At 75.0% G+C, this 16723-nt stretch carries 16 protein-coding genes and 1 riboswitch; of the genes, 6 read left to right on the forward strand and 10 right to left on the reverse strand.

All coding sequences use genetic code 11. From position 1 onward, the window contains the following. The first annotated feature begins 83 nt into the window (after nucleotides 1–83). Nucleotides 84–1559: a serine hydrolase gene (locus tag QC029_RS02565; protein ID WP_279553646.1), complete on the forward strand. Its 1476-nt coding sequence runs from the start codon at nucleotides 84–86 to the stop codon at nucleotides 1557–1559. An 83-nt stretch (nucleotides 1560–1642) separates the two neighbouring features. On the opposite strand, the gene QC029_RS02570 is transcribed toward QC029_RS02565, so the two are convergent. Continuing rightward, a complete protein-coding gene (locus tag QC029_RS02570) occupies nucleotides 1643–2587 on the reverse strand; it encodes a GNAT family N-acetyltransferase (protein ID WP_279553647.1) in 945 nt (314 codons plus the stop codon). A 612-nt stretch (nucleotides 2588–3199) separates the two neighbouring features. Here QC029_RS02570 and QC029_RS02575 point away from each other — a divergent pair. Beyond that, entirely contained in the window at nucleotides 3200–4597 is a 1398-nt protein-coding gene (locus QC029_RS02575) for a globin domain-containing protein (RefSeq protein WP_279553648.1), read from the forward strand. Between the two features lie 71 nt (nucleotides 4598–4668). Next, nucleotides 4669–5679, forward strand: coding sequence for a pyridoxamine 5'-phosphate oxidase family protein (locus QC029_RS02580; protein WP_279553649.1), 1011 nt, complete (start codon nucleotides 4669–4671; stop codon nucleotides 5677–5679). Nucleotides 5680–5832: 153 nt separating this feature from the next. On the opposite strand, the gene QC029_RS02585 is transcribed toward QC029_RS02580, so the two are convergent. The 5 genes from QC029_RS02585 to QC029_RS02605 form a co-directional block, all read right to left on the reverse strand. After that, entirely contained in the window at nucleotides 5833–6366 is a 534-nt protein-coding gene (locus QC029_RS02585) for an NUDIX domain-containing protein (RefSeq protein ID WP_279553650.1), read from the reverse strand. A gap of 257 nt (nucleotides 6367–6623) precedes the next feature. Continuing rightward, nucleotides 6624–7778 (reverse strand): cystathionine gamma-lyase, encoded by a 1155-nt coding sequence (locus tag QC029_RS02590; protein WP_279553651.1) that lies wholly within the window; start codon nucleotides 7776–7778, stop codon nucleotides 6624–6626. Further along, complete coding sequence (locus QC029_RS02595; protein WP_336621554.1) at nucleotides 7775–8737, reverse strand: fructosamine kinase family protein; 963 nt, start codon at nucleotides 8735–8737, stop codon at nucleotides 7775–7777. The genes QC029_RS02590 and QC029_RS02595 overlap by 4 nt, the downstream gene beginning before the upstream one ends. Next, entirely contained in the window at nucleotides 8734–9294 is a 561-nt protein-coding gene (locus tag QC029_RS02600) for a low molecular weight protein-tyrosine-phosphatase (protein ID WP_279553654.1), read from the reverse strand. Before QC029_RS02600 ends, QC029_RS02595 begins: the two co-directional genes overlap by 4 nt. 106 nt (nucleotides 9295–9400) lie before the next feature. Continuing rightward, nucleotides 9401–9778, reverse strand: a complete 378-nt coding sequence (locus QC029_RS02605) for a phage holin family protein (RefSeq protein WP_279553655.1) — start codon at nucleotides 9776–9778, stop codon at nucleotides 9401–9403. Between the two features lie 56 nt (nucleotides 9779–9834). Between QC029_RS02605 and QC029_RS02610 the strand changes: the two genes are divergently transcribed. Both QC029_RS02610 and QC029_RS02615 read left to right on the forward strand, forming a co-directional pair. After that, the gene (locus QC029_RS02610) at nucleotides 9835–10152 is read left to right on the forward strand and encodes a cupin domain-containing protein (protein WP_279553656.1); all 318 of its coding nucleotides are present in this window, start codon (nucleotides 9835–9837) and stop codon (nucleotides 10150–10152) included. Between the two features lie 172 nt (nucleotides 10153–10324). Then, nucleotides 10325–10540: a DUF5326 family protein gene (locus QC029_RS02615; protein ID WP_279553657.1), complete on the forward strand. Its 216-nt coding sequence runs from the start codon at nucleotides 10325–10327 to the stop codon at nucleotides 10538–10540. Between the two features lie 60 nt (nucleotides 10541–10600). Here the strand turns inward: QC029_RS02615 and QC029_RS02620 are convergent, their stop codons facing one another. After that, nucleotides 10601–12028: a YibE/F family protein gene (locus QC029_RS02620; protein ID WP_279553658.1), complete on the reverse strand. Its 1428-nt coding sequence runs from the start codon at nucleotides 12026–12028 to the stop codon at nucleotides 10601–10603. Between the two features lie 73 nt (nucleotides 12029–12101). Beyond that, nucleotides 12102–12236: riboswitch (TPP riboswitch) on the forward strand. Here QC029_RS02620 and thiC point away from each other — a divergent pair. Further along, entirely contained in the window at nucleotides 12230–14011 is a 1782-nt protein-coding gene (thiC, locus tag QC029_RS02625; protein ID WP_279553659.1) for a phosphomethylpyrimidine synthase ThiC, read from the forward strand. (Overlaps the previous riboswitch by 7 nt.) 211 nt (nucleotides 14012–14222) lie before the next feature. Here the strand turns inward: thiC and QC029_RS02630 are convergent, their stop codons facing one another. The 3 genes from QC029_RS02630 to QC029_RS02640 all read right to left on the reverse strand — a co-directional run bounded on the left by QC029_RS02630 (nucleotide 14223) and on the right by QC029_RS02640 (nucleotide 16594). Beyond that, nucleotides 14223–15152 (reverse strand): hypothetical protein, encoded by a 930-nt coding sequence (locus tag QC029_RS02630; RefSeq protein WP_279553660.1) that lies wholly within the window; start codon nucleotides 15150–15152, stop codon nucleotides 14223–14225. 237 nt (nucleotides 15153–15389) lie between these two features. Beyond that, the gene (locus QC029_RS02635; RefSeq protein ID WP_279553661.1) at nucleotides 15390–16196 is read right to left on the reverse strand and encodes a hypothetical protein; all 807 of its coding nucleotides are present in this window, start codon (nucleotides 16194–16196) and stop codon (nucleotides 15390–15392) included. Next, complete coding sequence (locus QC029_RS02640) at nucleotides 16193–16594, reverse strand: PadR family transcriptional regulator (protein ID WP_279553662.1); 402 nt, start codon at nucleotides 16592–16594, stop codon at nucleotides 16193–16195. Before QC029_RS02640 ends, QC029_RS02635 begins: the two co-directional genes overlap by 4 nt. Nucleotides 16595–16723 lie beyond the last annotated feature (129 nt).

Consider the following 16723-nt stretch of genomic DNA (forward strand, 5'->3'; position numbering starts at 1 on the left):
TTCTCCGTCCGGCGTCGCGGTGCCCAGGGGCGGTGCGGTGGAGAACGCTGGCGTCCACCGGCGTCGCCGGGGAGAGTGGCGGCATGATCACATCCAGCGAAGAACCGGACGCCGGGCTGCTGCCCGGGACCCGTCGCGCACTCCTCCACAGGCTGGCCGTCGCCCAGGCCGAGGGGCGGGTGCCGTCGGCCGTCGGGGCCGTGGTGCGGGACGGGCGGACGGTGTGGACCGGGGCGCGGGGCGGCGACGCCGGGGGTGTGGACGGCGGGGACGGCGGGCCGGACGCGGCACGGGCCGCGGAAACCCAGTACCGGATCGGGTCGATCACCAAGACCTTCGTCGCCGTGCTGGTGATGCGGCTGCGCGACGAGGGGCTGCTCGACCTCGCCGACCCGCTCGGCCGGCACCTCGGCGACGGCCTCGGCGCACCGGACGCACCGGACGCGCCGGACGCACCGGAGGCGGGCGCGATGACGGTCGCCCAGCTGCTGTCCCACTCCTCCGGTCTGGCCGCCGAACCGCGCGGCCCCTGGTGGGAGCGGACGCCCGGCGGCCTGCGCCCCGAGCCGGGGGACCTCTTCGGCGAGCGGCCCCTGCGGCACCCCGCCGGGCGGCGGCACCACTACTCCAACCTCGGCTACGCGCTCCTGGGCGCCCTCGTGGAGCGGCTGCGCGGCGCCCCCTGGTACGACGTGCTGCGCGAGGAGGTGCTCGATCCGCTGGGCATGCGCCGTACGACGCCGCTGCCGTACGAGCCGTACGCGCGGGGGTGGGCCGTGCATCCGTGGGCGGACGCGGTGCAGCCCGAACCGCTCGCGGACACCGGGCGGATGGCGCCCGCCGGGCAGCTGTGGTCCACGGCCGCCGACCTGTGCCGCTTCGCGGCGTTCCTGGCGGCGGGCGACGACCGGGTGCTGGGCGGGGAGAGCCTGGCCGAGATGCGGGCCCCGGCGGTGGCGCCGGAGGCCGGGGCCTGGGACCAGTCCTACGGGCTGGGGATGCAACTGGTGCGCTCCGGCGGCCGGCTGCTGGCCGGGCACACCGGCTCCATGCCGGGCTTCCTCGCCGCCGTGTGGACCGCGCCCGGGGAGCGGCTGGCGAGCGTGGCGCTGGTCAACGCGACCTCGGGCCTTCCGGTGGGCGGCCTGGCGGCCGACCTGCTGGGGATCGTCGCCGAGCGCGAGCCGTCCCTCCCCGAGCCGTGGCGGCCGCGTTCGCAGGCCGACCCGGAGCTGCTGGCGCTGACCGGCCCCTGGTACTGGGGTCCGGCGGCGTTCGCGCTGCGGCTGCGCGAGGGCCGGGCGCTGGAGCTGGTCCCGGTCGGCGGCGCGGGCCGGGCCTCCCGTTTCCGGCCGGAGCCGGACGGCACCTGGACGGGACTGGACGGCTACTACGCGGGCGAGACGCTGCGGGCGGTGCGCGGGGCGGACGGTGCGGTGAGCCATCTCGACCTGGGCACGTTCGTCTTCACCCGCGCTCCGTACGACCCGGACGCACCCGTCCCGGGCGGTGTGGACCCGGAGGGCTGGCGCGCGGAGGGCCGGCGCGCGGACCGGTGACTGCGCGCCGGCCCTGACGCGCGCCGCCCCCGGCGGACGTGCGGGCGGTGCGGACGGTGCGGACGGTGTGGGCGGTGCCGGCGTCAGCCCAGCGCCACCGAGTACGGGGCGAAGCGGCGGTCGAGGTCGCCGGGGACGTCCGGCGCGCCGTGCACCATCACGGTGGTGGTGGAGTCGCCCTCCAGGCCGCGGGCCCGCAGCCAGTCCACCAGCCCACGGTGGTGGAGGTCGGCGTCGTAGCGCAGCGGGCCGTCGACGCGGGAGGCCAGTTCGGTGATCAGGGCCCGAGCGGTGGCCTCGTCCTCGGCGACGACCGGGCCGATCACGGCGGTCCCCTCGTTCGGCCAGACGGCGGCGAAGCCGGTGAGCCCCGTGCCGGGCGGTCGTCCGGGCTCGGCACGGGGCGCGGCGACGACGAAGTGGTCGGCGAAGGACGGCAGCCGGGCGATCAGGTGGGTGCGGTCGGCGCCGAACACCTCGGCGTCCAAGGCGAGTACGGCGGGCAGGTCGGCGGCGGTGGCGTCGCGCACGGGGGCGGACGCGCCGGTGCCGGGTGCGGGGGCGAGGCGGCCGGTGAGCATCACGGTGGTGCCGACGGGCACGAAGCCGAGCCCCTCGTAGAGCGGCCGCCCGTAGGAGGTGGCGGTCAGGAACGCGACGGCGCCCCCGGACTCCTCCAGCGCGTGCCGCATCAGGCGGCGGCCCAGGCCCCGGCGGGCGTGGCGCGCGGCGACCAGCACCATGCCCACGGAGGCGCGGGGGCGCCGGTCCGGGGAGGTGCGCGGCGGTCCGTAGGAGGTGAGGACGTACGCGCCGATCAGACCGCCGTGGGGGTCGCCGTCGGGGGCGTCGACGCCGTAGCCCCGACCGGCGGTCAGCAGCAGCCGCCACTTGTGCTCCTCGCGCGTCCAGCCGCGGTCGGCGGCGAGGTCGAGGCAGGCGGGCAGGTCGGCGAGGGTGAGCCGGCGGACGGGCGGGGCGGAGACGGGCGGGGACGGAGGCGGGGGCGAGGGCCTGGAGGACGTCACGGGCGTCCAGCCTGGCCGACGGACGCCGCGGCGGCCACCGTTTTACGCTCCTCCCGGCCGTTCCGCGGTCCCCGGCCCGCGCGGGAACCGCGGACCGCGGGCATACTCCGGAACGTTCCGGGTATGCGCGTTCGCCGCTTTTCCGGGCGCGTCCGGCCGGAATCCGCAAGCGGGACGGAAAGGGAGCCGGACGTCCGGGGAAGTACGGACGGATCGCTCCCGGCGGTTTTCCCGCCGGCGGTGGGAAAAGTGAAGATCGCGTAGGGGAAGTGTGGGGGGCCCGGGGCGGCGGGCCGGGCCGAGGACCTTTCCCGTCGTGTCTTCCGCACCGGAGACGGGCGCCGTGGCACGGTGATGTCCCCTGGCCGGCAAGGTGGTTGGGGGGTCCACCGCATGCCGTGTGCGCAGGCGCGGACCCGGGCCCGGATGTCCGGAAATTCCGTGGAGTGGCGGAGGTCACGGAATTCGGTGGAACCGCGGGCGGGGCTTGTGTATCGACCGTGCGCCGGTATGGTCGAGTCCACACATCACCGCTCACGATATCCGCAGCCATGAAACGGGGGACTCCGCGCAGGTGGCTTCCGCTTTGTAAGTGACCGGACCGATCGGAAGATGTACGAGGCGAGACAGACCATGGCCACTACGTCGGCGGACAACGAGACCCCCCAGCGCGCGGCCGGCGGGCCCCCCACCGCCGGTGACGGCGGCGGGGGCGGGGACTGGAGCTGGTTCGCCTCGAAGGCGGGGGAGGAGGGGACGGCGCCGCCGTCCCGGCCCGGGCCCGCCGCCGCGCGTACGGCCGCGGGGCCCCGGCCCGGACCCGCGCCCACCAGGCCCGGTCCGGTCCCGGAGTTCACCGCCAACCCCGGCTACGGGCGGTTCGACCCCTCCCGCGACGCGGCGCTGATACGCCGCACCCTGGAGGAGGTGGGGCCGATCTCCCAGGCGGTCACCTCGTACTTCTACGCCCTCCTCTTCACCCGGAACCCGGGCGTGCGCGAGCTGTTCCCCGCCGCCATGGACGCCCAGCGCGACCGGCTGTTCAGGGCGCTGCTCACCGCCGCCGGGCTCATCGACGAACCCCGTGTGCTGGCGGACTTCCTCTCCCACCTCGGCCGCGGCCACCGCAAGTACGGCACCAGGCCCGAGCACTACCCCGCCGTCGGCGAGTGCCTGATCGACGCGCTGGCCCGCTACGCCGTGCGCACCTGGGGCGAGGAGGCGGAGGCCGCCTGGGTGCGCGCCTACACGGCGATCTCCCAGATCATGATCGACGCCGCGGCCGAGGACGAGCGGAAGGCCCCGGCGCTGTGGCACGCCGAGGTGGTCTCGCACGAGATGCGCACCTCCGACATCGCTGTCATCACCGTGCGCCCCGACCAGCCCTACCCCTTCCTGGCCGGGCAGTACGCCAGCGTCGAGACGCCCTGGTGGCCCAAGGTGTGGCGGCACTACTCCCTGGCCTGCGCCCCGCGCTCCGACGGGCTGCTGGTCTTCCACGTCAAGGCCGTGCCCGCGGGCTGGGTCTCGGGCGCGCTCGTCCACCGGGCCCGCCCCGGCGACGTGCTGCGGCTGGGGAGCCCCGCCGGGTCGATGACGGTGGACCACTCCTCCGGCAACGGGCTGCTCTGCCTGGGCGGCAGCACGGGCATCGCGCCCATCAAGGCGCTGGTCGAGGACGTCGCCGGACACGGCCGCGCCCGCCCGGTGGAGGTGTTCTACGGCGCCCGCAGCGACCACGACCTGTACGACCTGGACACCCTGCGCGAGATGGAGCGGCGGCACGCGTGGCTGTCGGTCCGCCCGGTGGTCGAGGGGCCGTCGGACGGGATCGTCGGGCGGCTGCCGGACGCGGTGCGGCGCAGCGGGCCGTGGCACGCGTTCGACGGCTACCTGTCCGGCCCGCCCGGGATGATCCGCAGCGGTGTGGACGCGCTGGTGGTGGCGGGGATCCCCTCCGAGCGCATACGGCACGACTCCCTCGACGGGCTGCTCGCCCTGAGAGGCTGAGGGCGGCGGGCGGACGGGGCGGACGGGGCAGAAGAAGCGGACGCGACAGCGAGACAGGACGGAACCACCACGTGAACCACGACGTGGACGCGACGGAATCGGTCGACGCCACCATGACGCTCCGGACGGTCCGGGTGGCGCCCGGTCTGGACCTGGCGAACCCTGCGCACCCGGCGCACCCGGTCCGTCCGTCATGGGCGGTGGACGAGCCGGAGGCCGCGGCGCCGGACGGGCGGCACCGGCAGGCGACGGCGCTCGCCCCCGCCCCGGCCCCGGAACACGCCCCGGCCCCGGAGCCCGCCCCCGTACGGCCCGGCAGCGACGGTGAGCACGCGGTGCAGCGGCGCCTGGGCACGACCGACCGCGCCGACCGCTTCTACGACGAGCAGATGCTCGACCACCTCAACGAGCGGATGCGCGAGTTCGTCCGGCAGCAGGAGATGTTCTTCCTGGCCACCGCCGACCGGCACGGCGAGTGCGACAACTCCTTCCGCGCCGGACCGCCCGGCTTCCTGCACGTGATCGACGAGCGCACCCTGGCCTACCCCGAGTACCGGGGCAACGGCGTGCACGCCAGCCTCGGCAACATCCAGGAGAACCCGCACCTGGGCATCCTGCTGATCGACTTCTTCCGGGCCCGGATCGGCCTGCACGTCAACGGCCGGGCCGAGGTCGTCGAGGACGCCGAGATGCGGTCGGCCCACCCCGGCCTGCCGACCGACACCGTGCCCGGGCGCCGGGCGCTGGTGTGGGTGCGGGTGACGGTGGAGGAGGCGTACATCCACTGCGCCAAGCACATCCCGCACCTGCAGCGGGCGCCCAAGGGGACCCCGCGCGACTGGGGGACGGACGACCAGCGGCGCAAGGGCGGCGACTTCTTCGGCGTGGCGGGCGGCGCGCGCGAACGCGGGCCCGCCGTACGGCCGCCGCGCGAGCACGCCCCCGCGGGCGGGCCCGGCGGACCGGTGCCGCCCTCCGACGACCCGGCGGCCTGGCGCGCCCACGCCGAGCGGCTGCTGGCCAGGGCCCGCGACCGCCGCGCGGAGGCCGAACCGACCCCGTTCCGGGGCTGGTTCGGCTGAGCCGCCGCCCCGGGTACGGCCGGGGTCCGTCACGCGGTTGCCCGCGAAGGCGGTGACGGCGGCGGCAGTGTTGGTGTCGGCGGCAGTGCCGGCGCCGGTGCCGGTGGGCGGCCGGGCGGACCCGGTCCGCGGGACACCGCCCGGGGCCGTCGCCTAGCCCAGCTCCGGCGCCAGCAGGGCCCGTACGCCCTCGATGTTGGCGTCGAGGTAGGCGCGCAGCGAGGGCGGCACCACCTCCACCGAGGCGATGCCCGCGCGGGTGAAGGGGATGCGGACGGCCTCGTACTCCCCGCGCGGCTCCTCCACCTCCGGGCCGTGGCGGCGCGAGAGGTCCATCGAGGCCAGCCGGCAGACGAAGAAGAACTGCACCTTCACGGCGTCCTCCGCCGCGTCCGCCGCCCCCGGCGCGACGGCCGCCGTGCCGCCTTCCGCGTCCTCCGCCGGGTCGTAGGGGACGGTGTCGACGAAGGCCGGGACCACGTCGGTCACCTTCGCCCCCAACTCCTCGTCCAGCTCGCGGTGGAGGGCGTCGACGACGGTGGCGTCCCCCGGCTCGACGCCGCCGCCCGGGGTGATCCAGTACGGCTCGCGGCCGGGCTTGGTCCGCTTGATCAGGATCATCTCGTCGTCATCGAGGAGGATGGCCCGGGCGGTGCGCTTGACCACGGGGCGCGCGTCGGCGGTCATGGGGAAGGTCTGGCCCGCGCCCGGCCCCGCGAAACCTTCCGCGGCCGCGCGCGGAGCCCCGGACGGACGGGTTCCGACCCGGTGACTGGACAATGACGCTCGGTCAACTAGCCTTGTCCGTGCGCATTCGGCGCGCATCCACACGTGCGTTCCACGCGCGTCGCACGGGGCGGCTTGAGGCACGAGGGGGGAGTCTCAAGCCGCCTCGCGCCCCTGCGCCCCGCATCCTTCCCCGGACTTCCCCAGGTTTCCCCGGGTCAGCCGCGCCCGGCGCTGTCCAGCGCCGCCCGTACGTCGGCGACCAGGTCGGCCGCGTCCTCCACGCCCACCGACATCCTCACGAAGCCCTCCGGCACCGCGTCCCCGCCCCACCGGCCGCGCCGCTCGGCCGTGGAGCGCACCCCGCCGAAGCTCGTCGCGTCGTCCACCAGCCGCAGCGCGGCCAGGAAGCGCTCGGCGAACGCCTTGTCCGGCAGGGTGAAGGAGACCACGCAGCCGAAGCGCCGCATCTGCCGCGCCGCCACCGCGTGCGCCGGGTCGTCCGCCAGTCCCGGGTGCCGTACGCCGCTCACCTCCGGCCGCTCGCGCAGCGCCTCGGCGACGGCGAGCGCGTTGGCCGCCTGCCGGTCGGTGCGCAGCTCCAGGGTGGCCAGCGAGCGGTGCGCCAGCCACGCCTCCACCGGCCCCGGGATCGCCCCGACCGTCTTGCGCCACAGCCGCACCGACGCCGCCAGCTCCTCGTCCCGGCACGTCACGTAGCCCAGCAGCACGTCGCCGTGGCCGGTCAGCGCCTTGGTGCCGCTGGCCACCGCGTAGTCGGCGCCCAGCTCCAGCGGGCGCTGGCCCAGCGGGGTGGCCAGGGTGTTGTCCACGGCGACCAGCGCGCCGCGCTCGTGGGCGGCGTCGGCCAGGCGGCGGATGTCGCACACGTCCAGGCCCGGGTTGGAGGGGGACTCGATCCACAGCAGCGCCGCGCCGTCCAGCGCCTCCAGCTGGGCGTCGCCGCCGGTGGGGGCGGTACGGACCTCCACCCCGTAGCCCTCCAGGCGCTCGCGCATCGGGATCAGCAGGTTGTAGCCGTCCGACGGCAGCACGACCACGTCGCCGGGCTTCGTGCGCGACAGCAGCACCGCGGAGATCGCCCCCATGCCGGAGGCGAAGACGGTCGTCCGCGCCGTACCGTCGCCGGGGGCCTCCAGCTCGCTGATGGCGCGCTCCAGGCCCGTCCAGGTGGGGTTGCCGTCGCGGCCGTAGGTGTAGGGGGCGTCGGCCGGGTCGCCGGGCAGGTGGAAGTGCGCGGCCAGCACCGGGCCCGGCAGCGGCGGCGCGTACGGCTCCTCCTCCGGGAGCCCCGCCCGTACCACCCGCGTTCCCTCGCCCCGCCTGCCCCGCTCGTCCCTGCCGCCCGTCATGCCCGCTCCTCGTCCCTCTCCCCCACCTGCCCGGTCGTCGCCTCCGAGCGTACGTGCGCCGCTAAGCCGAGCGCCGCCCGGGCCGCCGCACCGCAGCGGGCGCCGTAGCCGGGGCCGAAGAGGACGGCGTGCACCAGCAGGTGCTGGAGCTGGTGCAGCGGCACCCGGGCGCTCCGGCCGGGCAGGGGCCGCACCTCCTCGTACGCCGCCAGCAGCCGCCGGAGGTGCGGGCAGCCGAACAGCTCCAGCACCGCCAGGTCCGTCTCGGGGTGGCCGCCCTGCGCGGCCGGGTCGATCAGCCGGGCACGGCCGTCCGCGGACCAGTGGACGTTGCCCGACCACAGGTCGCCGTGGACGACGGCGGGCGGCTGCGGGGGACCGGCCACCTCCCCGCCGTCCGCGGCCAGCAGCTCGCACAGCCGCTCCACGTCCCGGGCGTCCCCCTCCCCGATCCCCCCGCCGTCCACGGCCCGCCGCAGCAGGGGCAGCAGCCGCCACTCGGCGTGGAAGGCGGGCCAGTCCCCGGCCCCCGAGGGCGGCTCGGGCGGCGAGGGCAGGGGCACCGGACCCAGGTGGACGGGGCGCCGGGGGTCCGGGCCGCCCCAGACGGGCGCCGGCGCGGAGTGCAGGGCGGCCAGCTCGCGTCCCAGCCGTTCGGCCTGCGCGGCGCTCGCCGCGCCCGGCTCCACCCACTCCAGCACCAGCACGTCCGCCTCGGCGGCGAGGACGTCCGGCACGGCCACCGCCCCGGTGGAGCGCAGCAGTTCCAGACCGGCGGCCTCGGCGGCGAAGAAGCCCTCGGGGGCGGGATCGAGGGTCTTGGCGAAGACGGTCCGGCCGTCCGCCAGCGCGATCCGGTACGCGTCGCAGACGTCGCCCCCGCTCACGGGCCGCGCCTCCCCGACCGCGGAGCCGGTCAGGGCGGCCACGCGGCCGGCCACGGACCTCCCGTCCGTCACCGCCCCGCCGCCCCGTCCCGGTCCACCGGGCCGAGGGCCGCCCGTACCTCCTCCAGCAGGCCCGGCACGGCCTCCTCGACCAGGGCCAGGCACTCCTCGAAGCCCTCCGGCCCGCCGTAGTACGGGTCGGGCACGTCCAGAGCGCACGGGCCGCCGCCGTCCGGCCCCGGGGCGTACGACCGCAGCAGCCGCACCTTCTCCGCGTGCTCGGGGCCGGGCGCCAGCTCCCGCAGGTCCCGCAGATGGCCCTCGTCCAGGGCGATCACCAGATCCAGCCGCGCGAACCAGTCGCGCCGGAACTGCCGTGCCACGTGCTCGTGCACGTATCCGGCGGCCGTCAGCACCGCGAGCGTACGGGAGTCGGCGTCGTCGCCCGCGTGCCAGCCGCCGGTCCCCGCGCTGCTCACCTCCACCAGCTCCGCCAGCCCGGCCTCCGCCACGCGGGAGCGGAAGACGGCCTCGGCCATGGGGGAGCGGCAGATGTTGCCGGTGCAGACGAAGCAGACGCGGTACGGCGTACGGACGCCGCCGGGGGTGCCGGAGGTACGGGTGCGCATGTCCTCCATCATCGGCGACGCACCGGCCCGCGTCCGCCCCCTCGCGCCTCCTCCTCCTGTCGCCCCCTTCTGTCGCCCCTCTCCGTCGTCTCCCTCCGTCCGGCGGTCACTCGCCGTCGGGCAGCACCACGCTCAGCGCCCACGACACCAGGGAGATCACCAGGGCGCCGAGCACCGCCGTCCAGAAGCCCTCCACGTGGAAGGCCAGGTCGAACTGCTCGGCCAGCCAGGAGGTGAGCATCAGCATCAGCGCGTTGATCACCAGGGTGAACAGGCCGAGCGTGAGGATCAGCAGCGGCAGGGACAGCAGTTTCGTGATCGGCTTGACCACGGCGTTGACGAGGCCGAAGATCAGCGCGACGAGGATCAGCGTGAGGGCCTTGCTCGCGGTGTCGTCACCGGTGAGCGTGATGTCGTCCAGCAGCCAGACGGCGACGGCCAGGGCCACCGCGTTGGCGATCGTTCTGACGAGGAAATTCACCATGTCCGAGATCGTTCCAGAAACGGGGACGGTCGCCTACCGGTGAGGGGTCGAGGCTCATGAAGGCGTTCCGGCTGGAGGAGCTGGAGGCGGAACGGGCCGCCAACGACGGCGCGTACCTGCAGTTCCTGCGGGAGAGGAACATGTCCGTCGGCCTGTACGCCCTGGACCGGGGCCAACTCGACCCGCAGCAGCCGCACGCGCAGGACGAGGTGTACTTCGTCGCCAGCGGCCGGGCGCTGATCACCGTCGGGGACGAGACCACCCAGGTCGCGCGGGGCAGCGTGGTCTACGTGCCCGCCGGGGTGCCGCACCGGTTCCACCACATCACCGAGGACCTGCGGGTCCTGGTGGTCTTCTCTCCCCCGGAGGGCTGACGGCGCGCTCGGGGTTTCCTCAGGGGCCCGGTCAGGGAAGGACCCGGGCCGGGCGGCGCCCGGAAGGGGACCGCCCCGCCTAGCATCGGAGCCGGAAGCACCGGACGCACAGAGGGCGCCGGGCACGCCGGGCACACCGGCACGCCGGAGATTGAGGAAGCGGGTAACGGTCATGGATCTCAAGGGGAGCTTCGCGGCACTGCCGTGGTGGGTGAAGTGGGTCGCGATCCCGCTCATCGCGCTCTTCGTCTTCGGCGGTCTGATCTTCGCCGTCGTCGGCTTCGTCGTGAAGCTGCTCTTCAAGCTGCTGCTCTTCGTGGCGCTGGTCGGCGCACTGGTCTACGTCGTACGGAAGTTCGCCTCGTCGGGCTCCTCCTCGGGCGGCTGACGGCCCCGGAACCGCACCGGCCGGGGCCGGGCGGGCGGCGGGCCGGGGCAGGTCCGCGGCTCAGCGCCGCGCCCGCCGCCTGCCGCCCCGGCCGCGGGCCCGCACCGGCCGGCCGTCCCCGGGCTCCCCCCGGTCCGCGACCGCCACCAGCGCCGCCAGCGCCGTCGTCACCGGCACCGAGGCGACCAGGCCGATCGAGCCGATCAGCGTCCGCACGATCTCCTCGGCCACCAGCTCGCTGGTGGCGACCTGGCCCATTCCGCTCTCCGCTATCGAGAACAGCAGCAGCAGCGGCAGCGCGGCCCCCGCGTACGCCAGCACCAGCGTGTTCACCACCGACGCGATGTGGTCGCGGCCGATGCGCATCGCCGCGCCGTAGAGCCTGCGCCAGCCCGCCCCCGGGTCGGCCTGCCGCAGCTCCCACACCGCCGAGGTCTGGGTCACCGTCACGTCGTCCAGCACGCCGAGCGAGCCGATCAGCACCCCGGCCAGCAGCAGGCCGCGGATCTCGATGTCCGGGTAGAGGCCGTGCACCAGCCCGGTCTGGTCGTCGGTGTTGCCCGACAGCTCCGCCCACCCGATGAACGCCGACCCCAGCAGCCCGATCAGCAGCAGCGACACCAGGGTGCCCAGGACGGCGACGGAGGTGCGGGCGCTGAAGCCGTGGCACAGGTACAGCGTCGCCAGCATGATCGTGCTGCCGCCCACCACCGCCACCAGCAGCGGATTGGACCCCTGGAGGACGGCGGGCAGGATGAACAGCGTCAGCACCCCGAAGCTGACCGCCAGCCCGACCAGCGCCAGCACCCCGCGCAGCCGCCCCACGACCACCACCGCCAGCGCGAAGACGCCCGCCAGCACCGTCATGGGCACCCCGCGCGCCACGTCCACCACGCTGTACTGGAACTCGCGCGGCGCCTTGGGCGCGTACGCCACCACCACCTCCTGGCCGGCGGACAGCCGGCGGGTGGCGTCCGGGGTGACGATCTCCGGGAACGTACGGCCCGCGTCCTTGCCCTCGGTGACCTCGACGGTCGCCCGCAGGCACGCCCCCTTCCCGGAACCCCCCGGCAGGGCGTCCGCGGCGCCCTCGCCCGCCGCGCCGCTCCCGGGCGGCGGCTGCTGGGCGGCGCCCACCGCCGCGCAGTCCACCTCCTCGACCGCGGTGACCCGCGCGCCGAACGTCTGCCGGTCGAAGCCGACACCGCTCGGCGCGTCCTTCCCCTCGGGCGCGCCGCCCGGCCACAGCACCACCAGTCCGGCGAGCACGGCGACGGCGAACGGGACCAGCACCATCGCGACCACCCTGCGCAGCCGCGCCGAGACGGGGGCGGGCGGCCCGTGGTGGTGGCCGTGGGAGTGCCCGTGCGCGCCCGGGTGCCCGTGCGCGTGCGCCCGCGCGGGGTCGGACGACGGGCGCTGGGCCGGCGGGGACGGCGGCACCGGCGGCACCGGCGGGCGGGGTGGCGGGGAAAAGGAGGAGTCCACGGCCCGATCATCGCAGGACGCGGCCCGGGCACCCTGGCGCGCGGCCGGGATCAGCCGTTAGCGTAGGGGCGCTTTTGCACACCGCGGGAGCTCCGAGCACGGGGCTGAGAGGACGCTGACCTCCGTGGACACGCCACGGAGACGGCTGCGTCGACCGCCGAACCTGTTACCGGGTAATGCCGGCGTAGGGAGTTGGGTCTCATGACCACGCAGGACGCACGCACGCCCGAAAACGCCTCCGGGAGCGCCGAAGAGCGCGCGATCGGCTGGCACAAGGGCTATCTGAGCGGTGCGCGCCCCGACATCCGGGTGCCCGTCCGCCGAGTGCACCTCACCAACGGCCGCGACGTGACGCTGTACGACACGTCCGGCCCGTACACCGATCCGAACATCGACACCGACGTCCGCCGCGGCCTGCCGCCGCTGCGGGAGAACTGGATCGTCGCCAGGGGGGACACCGAGGAGTACGCGGGCCGCGAGATGCGGCCCGAGGACGACGGGATCAGGCACACCTCGCCGCGCGGCGGACTGCGCAACCTCGACGCGGTCTTCCCCGGCCGCCCCCGCCTGCCGCGCCGGGGCCGCGGCGGCACCACGGCCGTCACGCAGCTCGCGTACGCCAAGCGGGGGGAGATCACCCCCGAGATGGAGTTCGTGGCCGTACGGGAGGGCTGCTCGCCGGAGCACGTCCGCGACGAGATCGCCGCGGGCCGCGCCGTCCTCCCGGCGAACGTCAACCACCCGGAGATCGAGCCGATGATCATCGGCAAGAACTTCCTGGTGAAGGTCAACGCCAACATCGGCAACTCCGCCGTCACCTCCTCCATCGAGGAGGAGGTGGAGAAGATGACGTGGGCCACCCGCTGGGGCGCCGACACCGTCATGGACCTCTCCACCGGCCGCAACATCCACACCACCCGTGAGTGGGTGCTGCGCAACTCCCCCGTCCCCATCGGCACCGTGCCCCTCTACCAGGCGCTGGAGAAGGTCGACGGCAGGGCCGAGGAGCTGAGCTGGGAGGTCTACAAGGACACCGTCATCGAGCAGTGCGAGCAGGGCGTGGACTACATGACCGTCCACGCCGGCGTCCTGCTGCGCTACGTCCCGCTGACCGCCCGCCGCAAGACGGGCATCGTCTCGCGCGGCGGCTCGATCATGGCGGCCTGGTGCCTGGCCCACCACCAGGAGAGCTTCCTCTACACCCACTTCGAGGAGCTCTGCGAGATCCTGCGCGCCTACGACGTCACCTTCTCCCTCGGCGACGGACTGCGCCCGGGCTCCATCGCGGACGCCAACGACGAGGCGCAGTTCGCCGAACTGCGCACGCTGGGCGAGCTGAACCGGATCGCGAAGTCCCACGACGTGCAGACGATGATCGAGGGCCCCGGCCACGTCCCGATGCACAAGATCAAGGAGAACGTCGACCTCCAGCAGGAGATCTGCGACGAGGCGCCCTTCTACACCCTCGGCCCGCTCACCACCGACATCGCCCCGGCGTACGACCACATCACGTCCGGCATCGGCGCGGCGATGATCGCCTGGTGGGGCACGGCGATGCTCTGCTACGTCACGCCCAAGGAGCACCTGGGCCTGCCGGACCGCGACGACGTCAAGACGGGCGTCATCACGTACAAGATCGCCGCCCACGCCGCCGACCTGGCCAAGGGCCACCCCGGCGCCCAGGAGTGGGACGATGCCCTCTCCGACGCCCGCTTCGAGTTCCGCTGGGAGGACCAGTTCAACCTGGCCCTCGACCCGGACACGGCCCGCGCCTTCCACGACGAGACGCTCCCGGCCGAACCGGCGAAGACGGCGCACTTCTGCTCGATGTGCGGGCCGAAGTTCTGCTCGATGAAGATCTCCCAGGACATCCGCCGCGAACACGGCGGCGACCTCGCCCTGGATCCGGAGGAGGGCATGAGGCGGAAGTCCGAGGAGTTCGCGGCGTCGGGCAACCGCGTCTACCTCCCGATCGCCGACTGATCCCGGCCGCCCGCGGCGGATCCCCGCCCGACCCCGGCCCGGCGCTCCCCGCCGGGCCGGGGGAGCCGTCCGCCGGGCGGGACGAGCATGTCCGGGCGGCCGGGGAGGCGGAAGCGCCGGGCCGGGGCCGTACTCCGCCGCGCGGCGGTCCCGCCGCTGTACCGGGGGGTCACGCCGGCCGCCGGCCGGGCGCGTCGGTGTCCGGTGGACTTCACCCGTTCGAGGGAAGGCCGGCCTGGCCGGCGAGCTTGCCGGTGACGTCCTCGGTCTTCCCGGTGGGGGGCGGGGAGACGTCGACCGAGGTGCCGAAGTCGCTGAACTCGATCACGGTGCGGATCCTCGCGTCCTGCGCGCCCCGCGACGGCGGCTGCGAGTTCGCGTTCGACGTCGCGGCGTCCTTGTCGAGGGAGATCTCGAACTGCTGGCGGCGGATGCGGTCCTGCTCGTCGAGCCACAGGTGCATCGGCAGGGAGTCGCCGAGCTGCTGCCGCAGGCGCTCGGCCTCGGCCGTGTCCTCGCCGGCGAGCTCCTCGACGTCGACGTTCACGCGGTAGTGGGTGGTCTCCGCCCCGCCGACCTTCTCGGTGCCGACGCGGGTGGCGTCGTCCTCCAGCGCCCGGGTGTAGTCGAGCGTCCGGGCCGGGTCGCTGATCCGGATGCCGCCCACGGTGCCGTTGCTCCCGGCGAGTTCCCGCAGGTCGACGCTGATCCACGGCTCGTCGACACCGAGCTGCTCCCGCACGGAGGCCGGCAGCCGCTGGTAGAGGGTCTGGTCCACCACCCGCTGCTCGATCCGCTCGCCGCCGCCCGCCTCGATCGTCATGGCGCTCGTGCCGTCGGTCAGGTCGACGCTGCCGTCGCCGGTGATCGTCTGCTGCTGCCCGCCCATGGCGGCGCGCACCTTCAGCGTCATCTTCGCGGTCCCGGCCGCGACCGTCTTCTCGTGCGCGGTTCGGACGACCTCGGCGGCCTCCTCGTCGCGGCCCTCGGCTCCGCTCCCGGCCTCATCGGCCTCCCGCTCGGTGCCGGCCCCCGTGCCCGAGGACTCCTCCTCGCCGCAGCCGGCGATCAGCGCCGTACCGGCCAGCAGCCCGGCCGCCACCACCGCACCCGTCCTGGTCCTGCGTGACACGCGCGCCATGCGGTCTCCTCCTGCTCCGTGAAGCGGTCTCGTCCGACGCGGTACGCGTTTCCCGGGACAGTCCCGGCAATCGCTCCGAACAGATCGATTCAGGCCAATGAGGGAACGTGAGCAGGGGAGTTGGCGCGATCACACGGTGAACGTCTCGAACGTCCCGCCGTTCGCCGGCGCTCCGGCGGCGCGCCCCGGTCGCCGGGTCCCCCCACGTCACCCGGTGCCGCCCGGTGCCGCCCGGTGTCACCCGGCGGCGCCTCCGGCGGCCTTCGCCGGGTCTCCCGGGTTCCCCTGGTCCCCGGAGTCCCGGGCCAGTTGGCGGCGCAGGCCGTACGCGCCGGCGGCGCCTCCGGCCAGGCCGCCGACGAGCATGCCCGCCAGGGTGCCGGGCTCGAACGGGGACACCCCGGTGAGCAGGCCGCCGGTCCCCGCCACCGTCCACAGGACCAGGACCGCCGCGAGCAGCCGCCGGTACTTCCGGCTGAGGAACAGACGGCGCTCCGGTACCCCGGGGACGTCGGGCAGTTCGGCGGCCGGTCCGGCGAGGGCGGCGCGCGGGCGCTTGAAGTACGCGATGTACAGCCAGCGGCCGCACGGCTCCCAGCCGTCCGGGGCGAGGCGGGCGGACACCTCGTCGCGGTCGCCGCGGCCGACGATCTCACGGCGGTACTCCCAGCGCATCGCGCGGTCCGGGTCGCGGCGACAGACGAACCGGCCGATCCGGTCGACGCGTTCGACCTCCCAGCCCTGGTCGCCGTAGCGGTTCAGCAGCTCGCGGTCGGTGTAGACGTCGCAGGACCAGCGCCACTCCTCGGCGTGCGCGTCGGGCTCCGCGCCGTCCTCGCCGGCGGGTGCGCCGCCCGTGCCGCGGGTGAGCCGCCCGGCGAACTCCTCCACCGGGCCGAACTCCGCCTCGGGGTCGGTGTCGGCGTCCAGCAGGTACTCGTACAGGTCCGTGAGGGTGGCGGTCACCCGCTCCTCGGCGACGCCCCGCGCGCGGAGCCGGTCGGCCAGGACCGCGAAGTACGTGTCCGTGGTCTCCCCCGTCATGCCCCGACCCCTTTCCCGCCCGGTTCTCCGACCGGTTCTCCGCCCGCTTCTCCGTCCGCCACTTCGTCCATCCCCCTGCCCAGCACGGCCCCCACCGACCGGTGGAACGCCAGCCACGCCTCGCCCTGCTCGGTCAGGCTCCGGCGCCCGTCCCCGGTCAGGCGGTAGTAGCGGCGGCCCGGGCCGCGCTCGGCGGCGCGGAACTCGGCCTCCACCAGCCCGGCCTCCTCCAGCCGGTTGAGCACCGGGTAGAGCGTGCCGCCCCGGATCGTGCCGAGCCCGGCCTCGTCCAGCCGCTTGGCGATCTCGTAGCCGTAGCTCTCGCCGTCGGCCAGGCAGCAGAGCACCAGCAGGTCGAGGACGCCCTTGAGCCAGCTGGCCCTTCTGTCTGTCGGCATACCTAGATGACACCATAAGCTAGGTAGGAATGCAAGCTAGGTGGGTGCGCAGAGCGGCAAGGGGGGAGGCGGAGCCGGCGTCACGACGCCCGCCCCCGGCCCCCGGCGCCGGGGACGCGCCCCGGCCGG

Source organism: Streptomyces sp. DH37, assembly GCF_029813835.1.
Classification (GTDB): Bacteria; Actinomycetota; Actinomycetes; order Streptomycetales; family Streptomycetaceae; genus Streptomyces.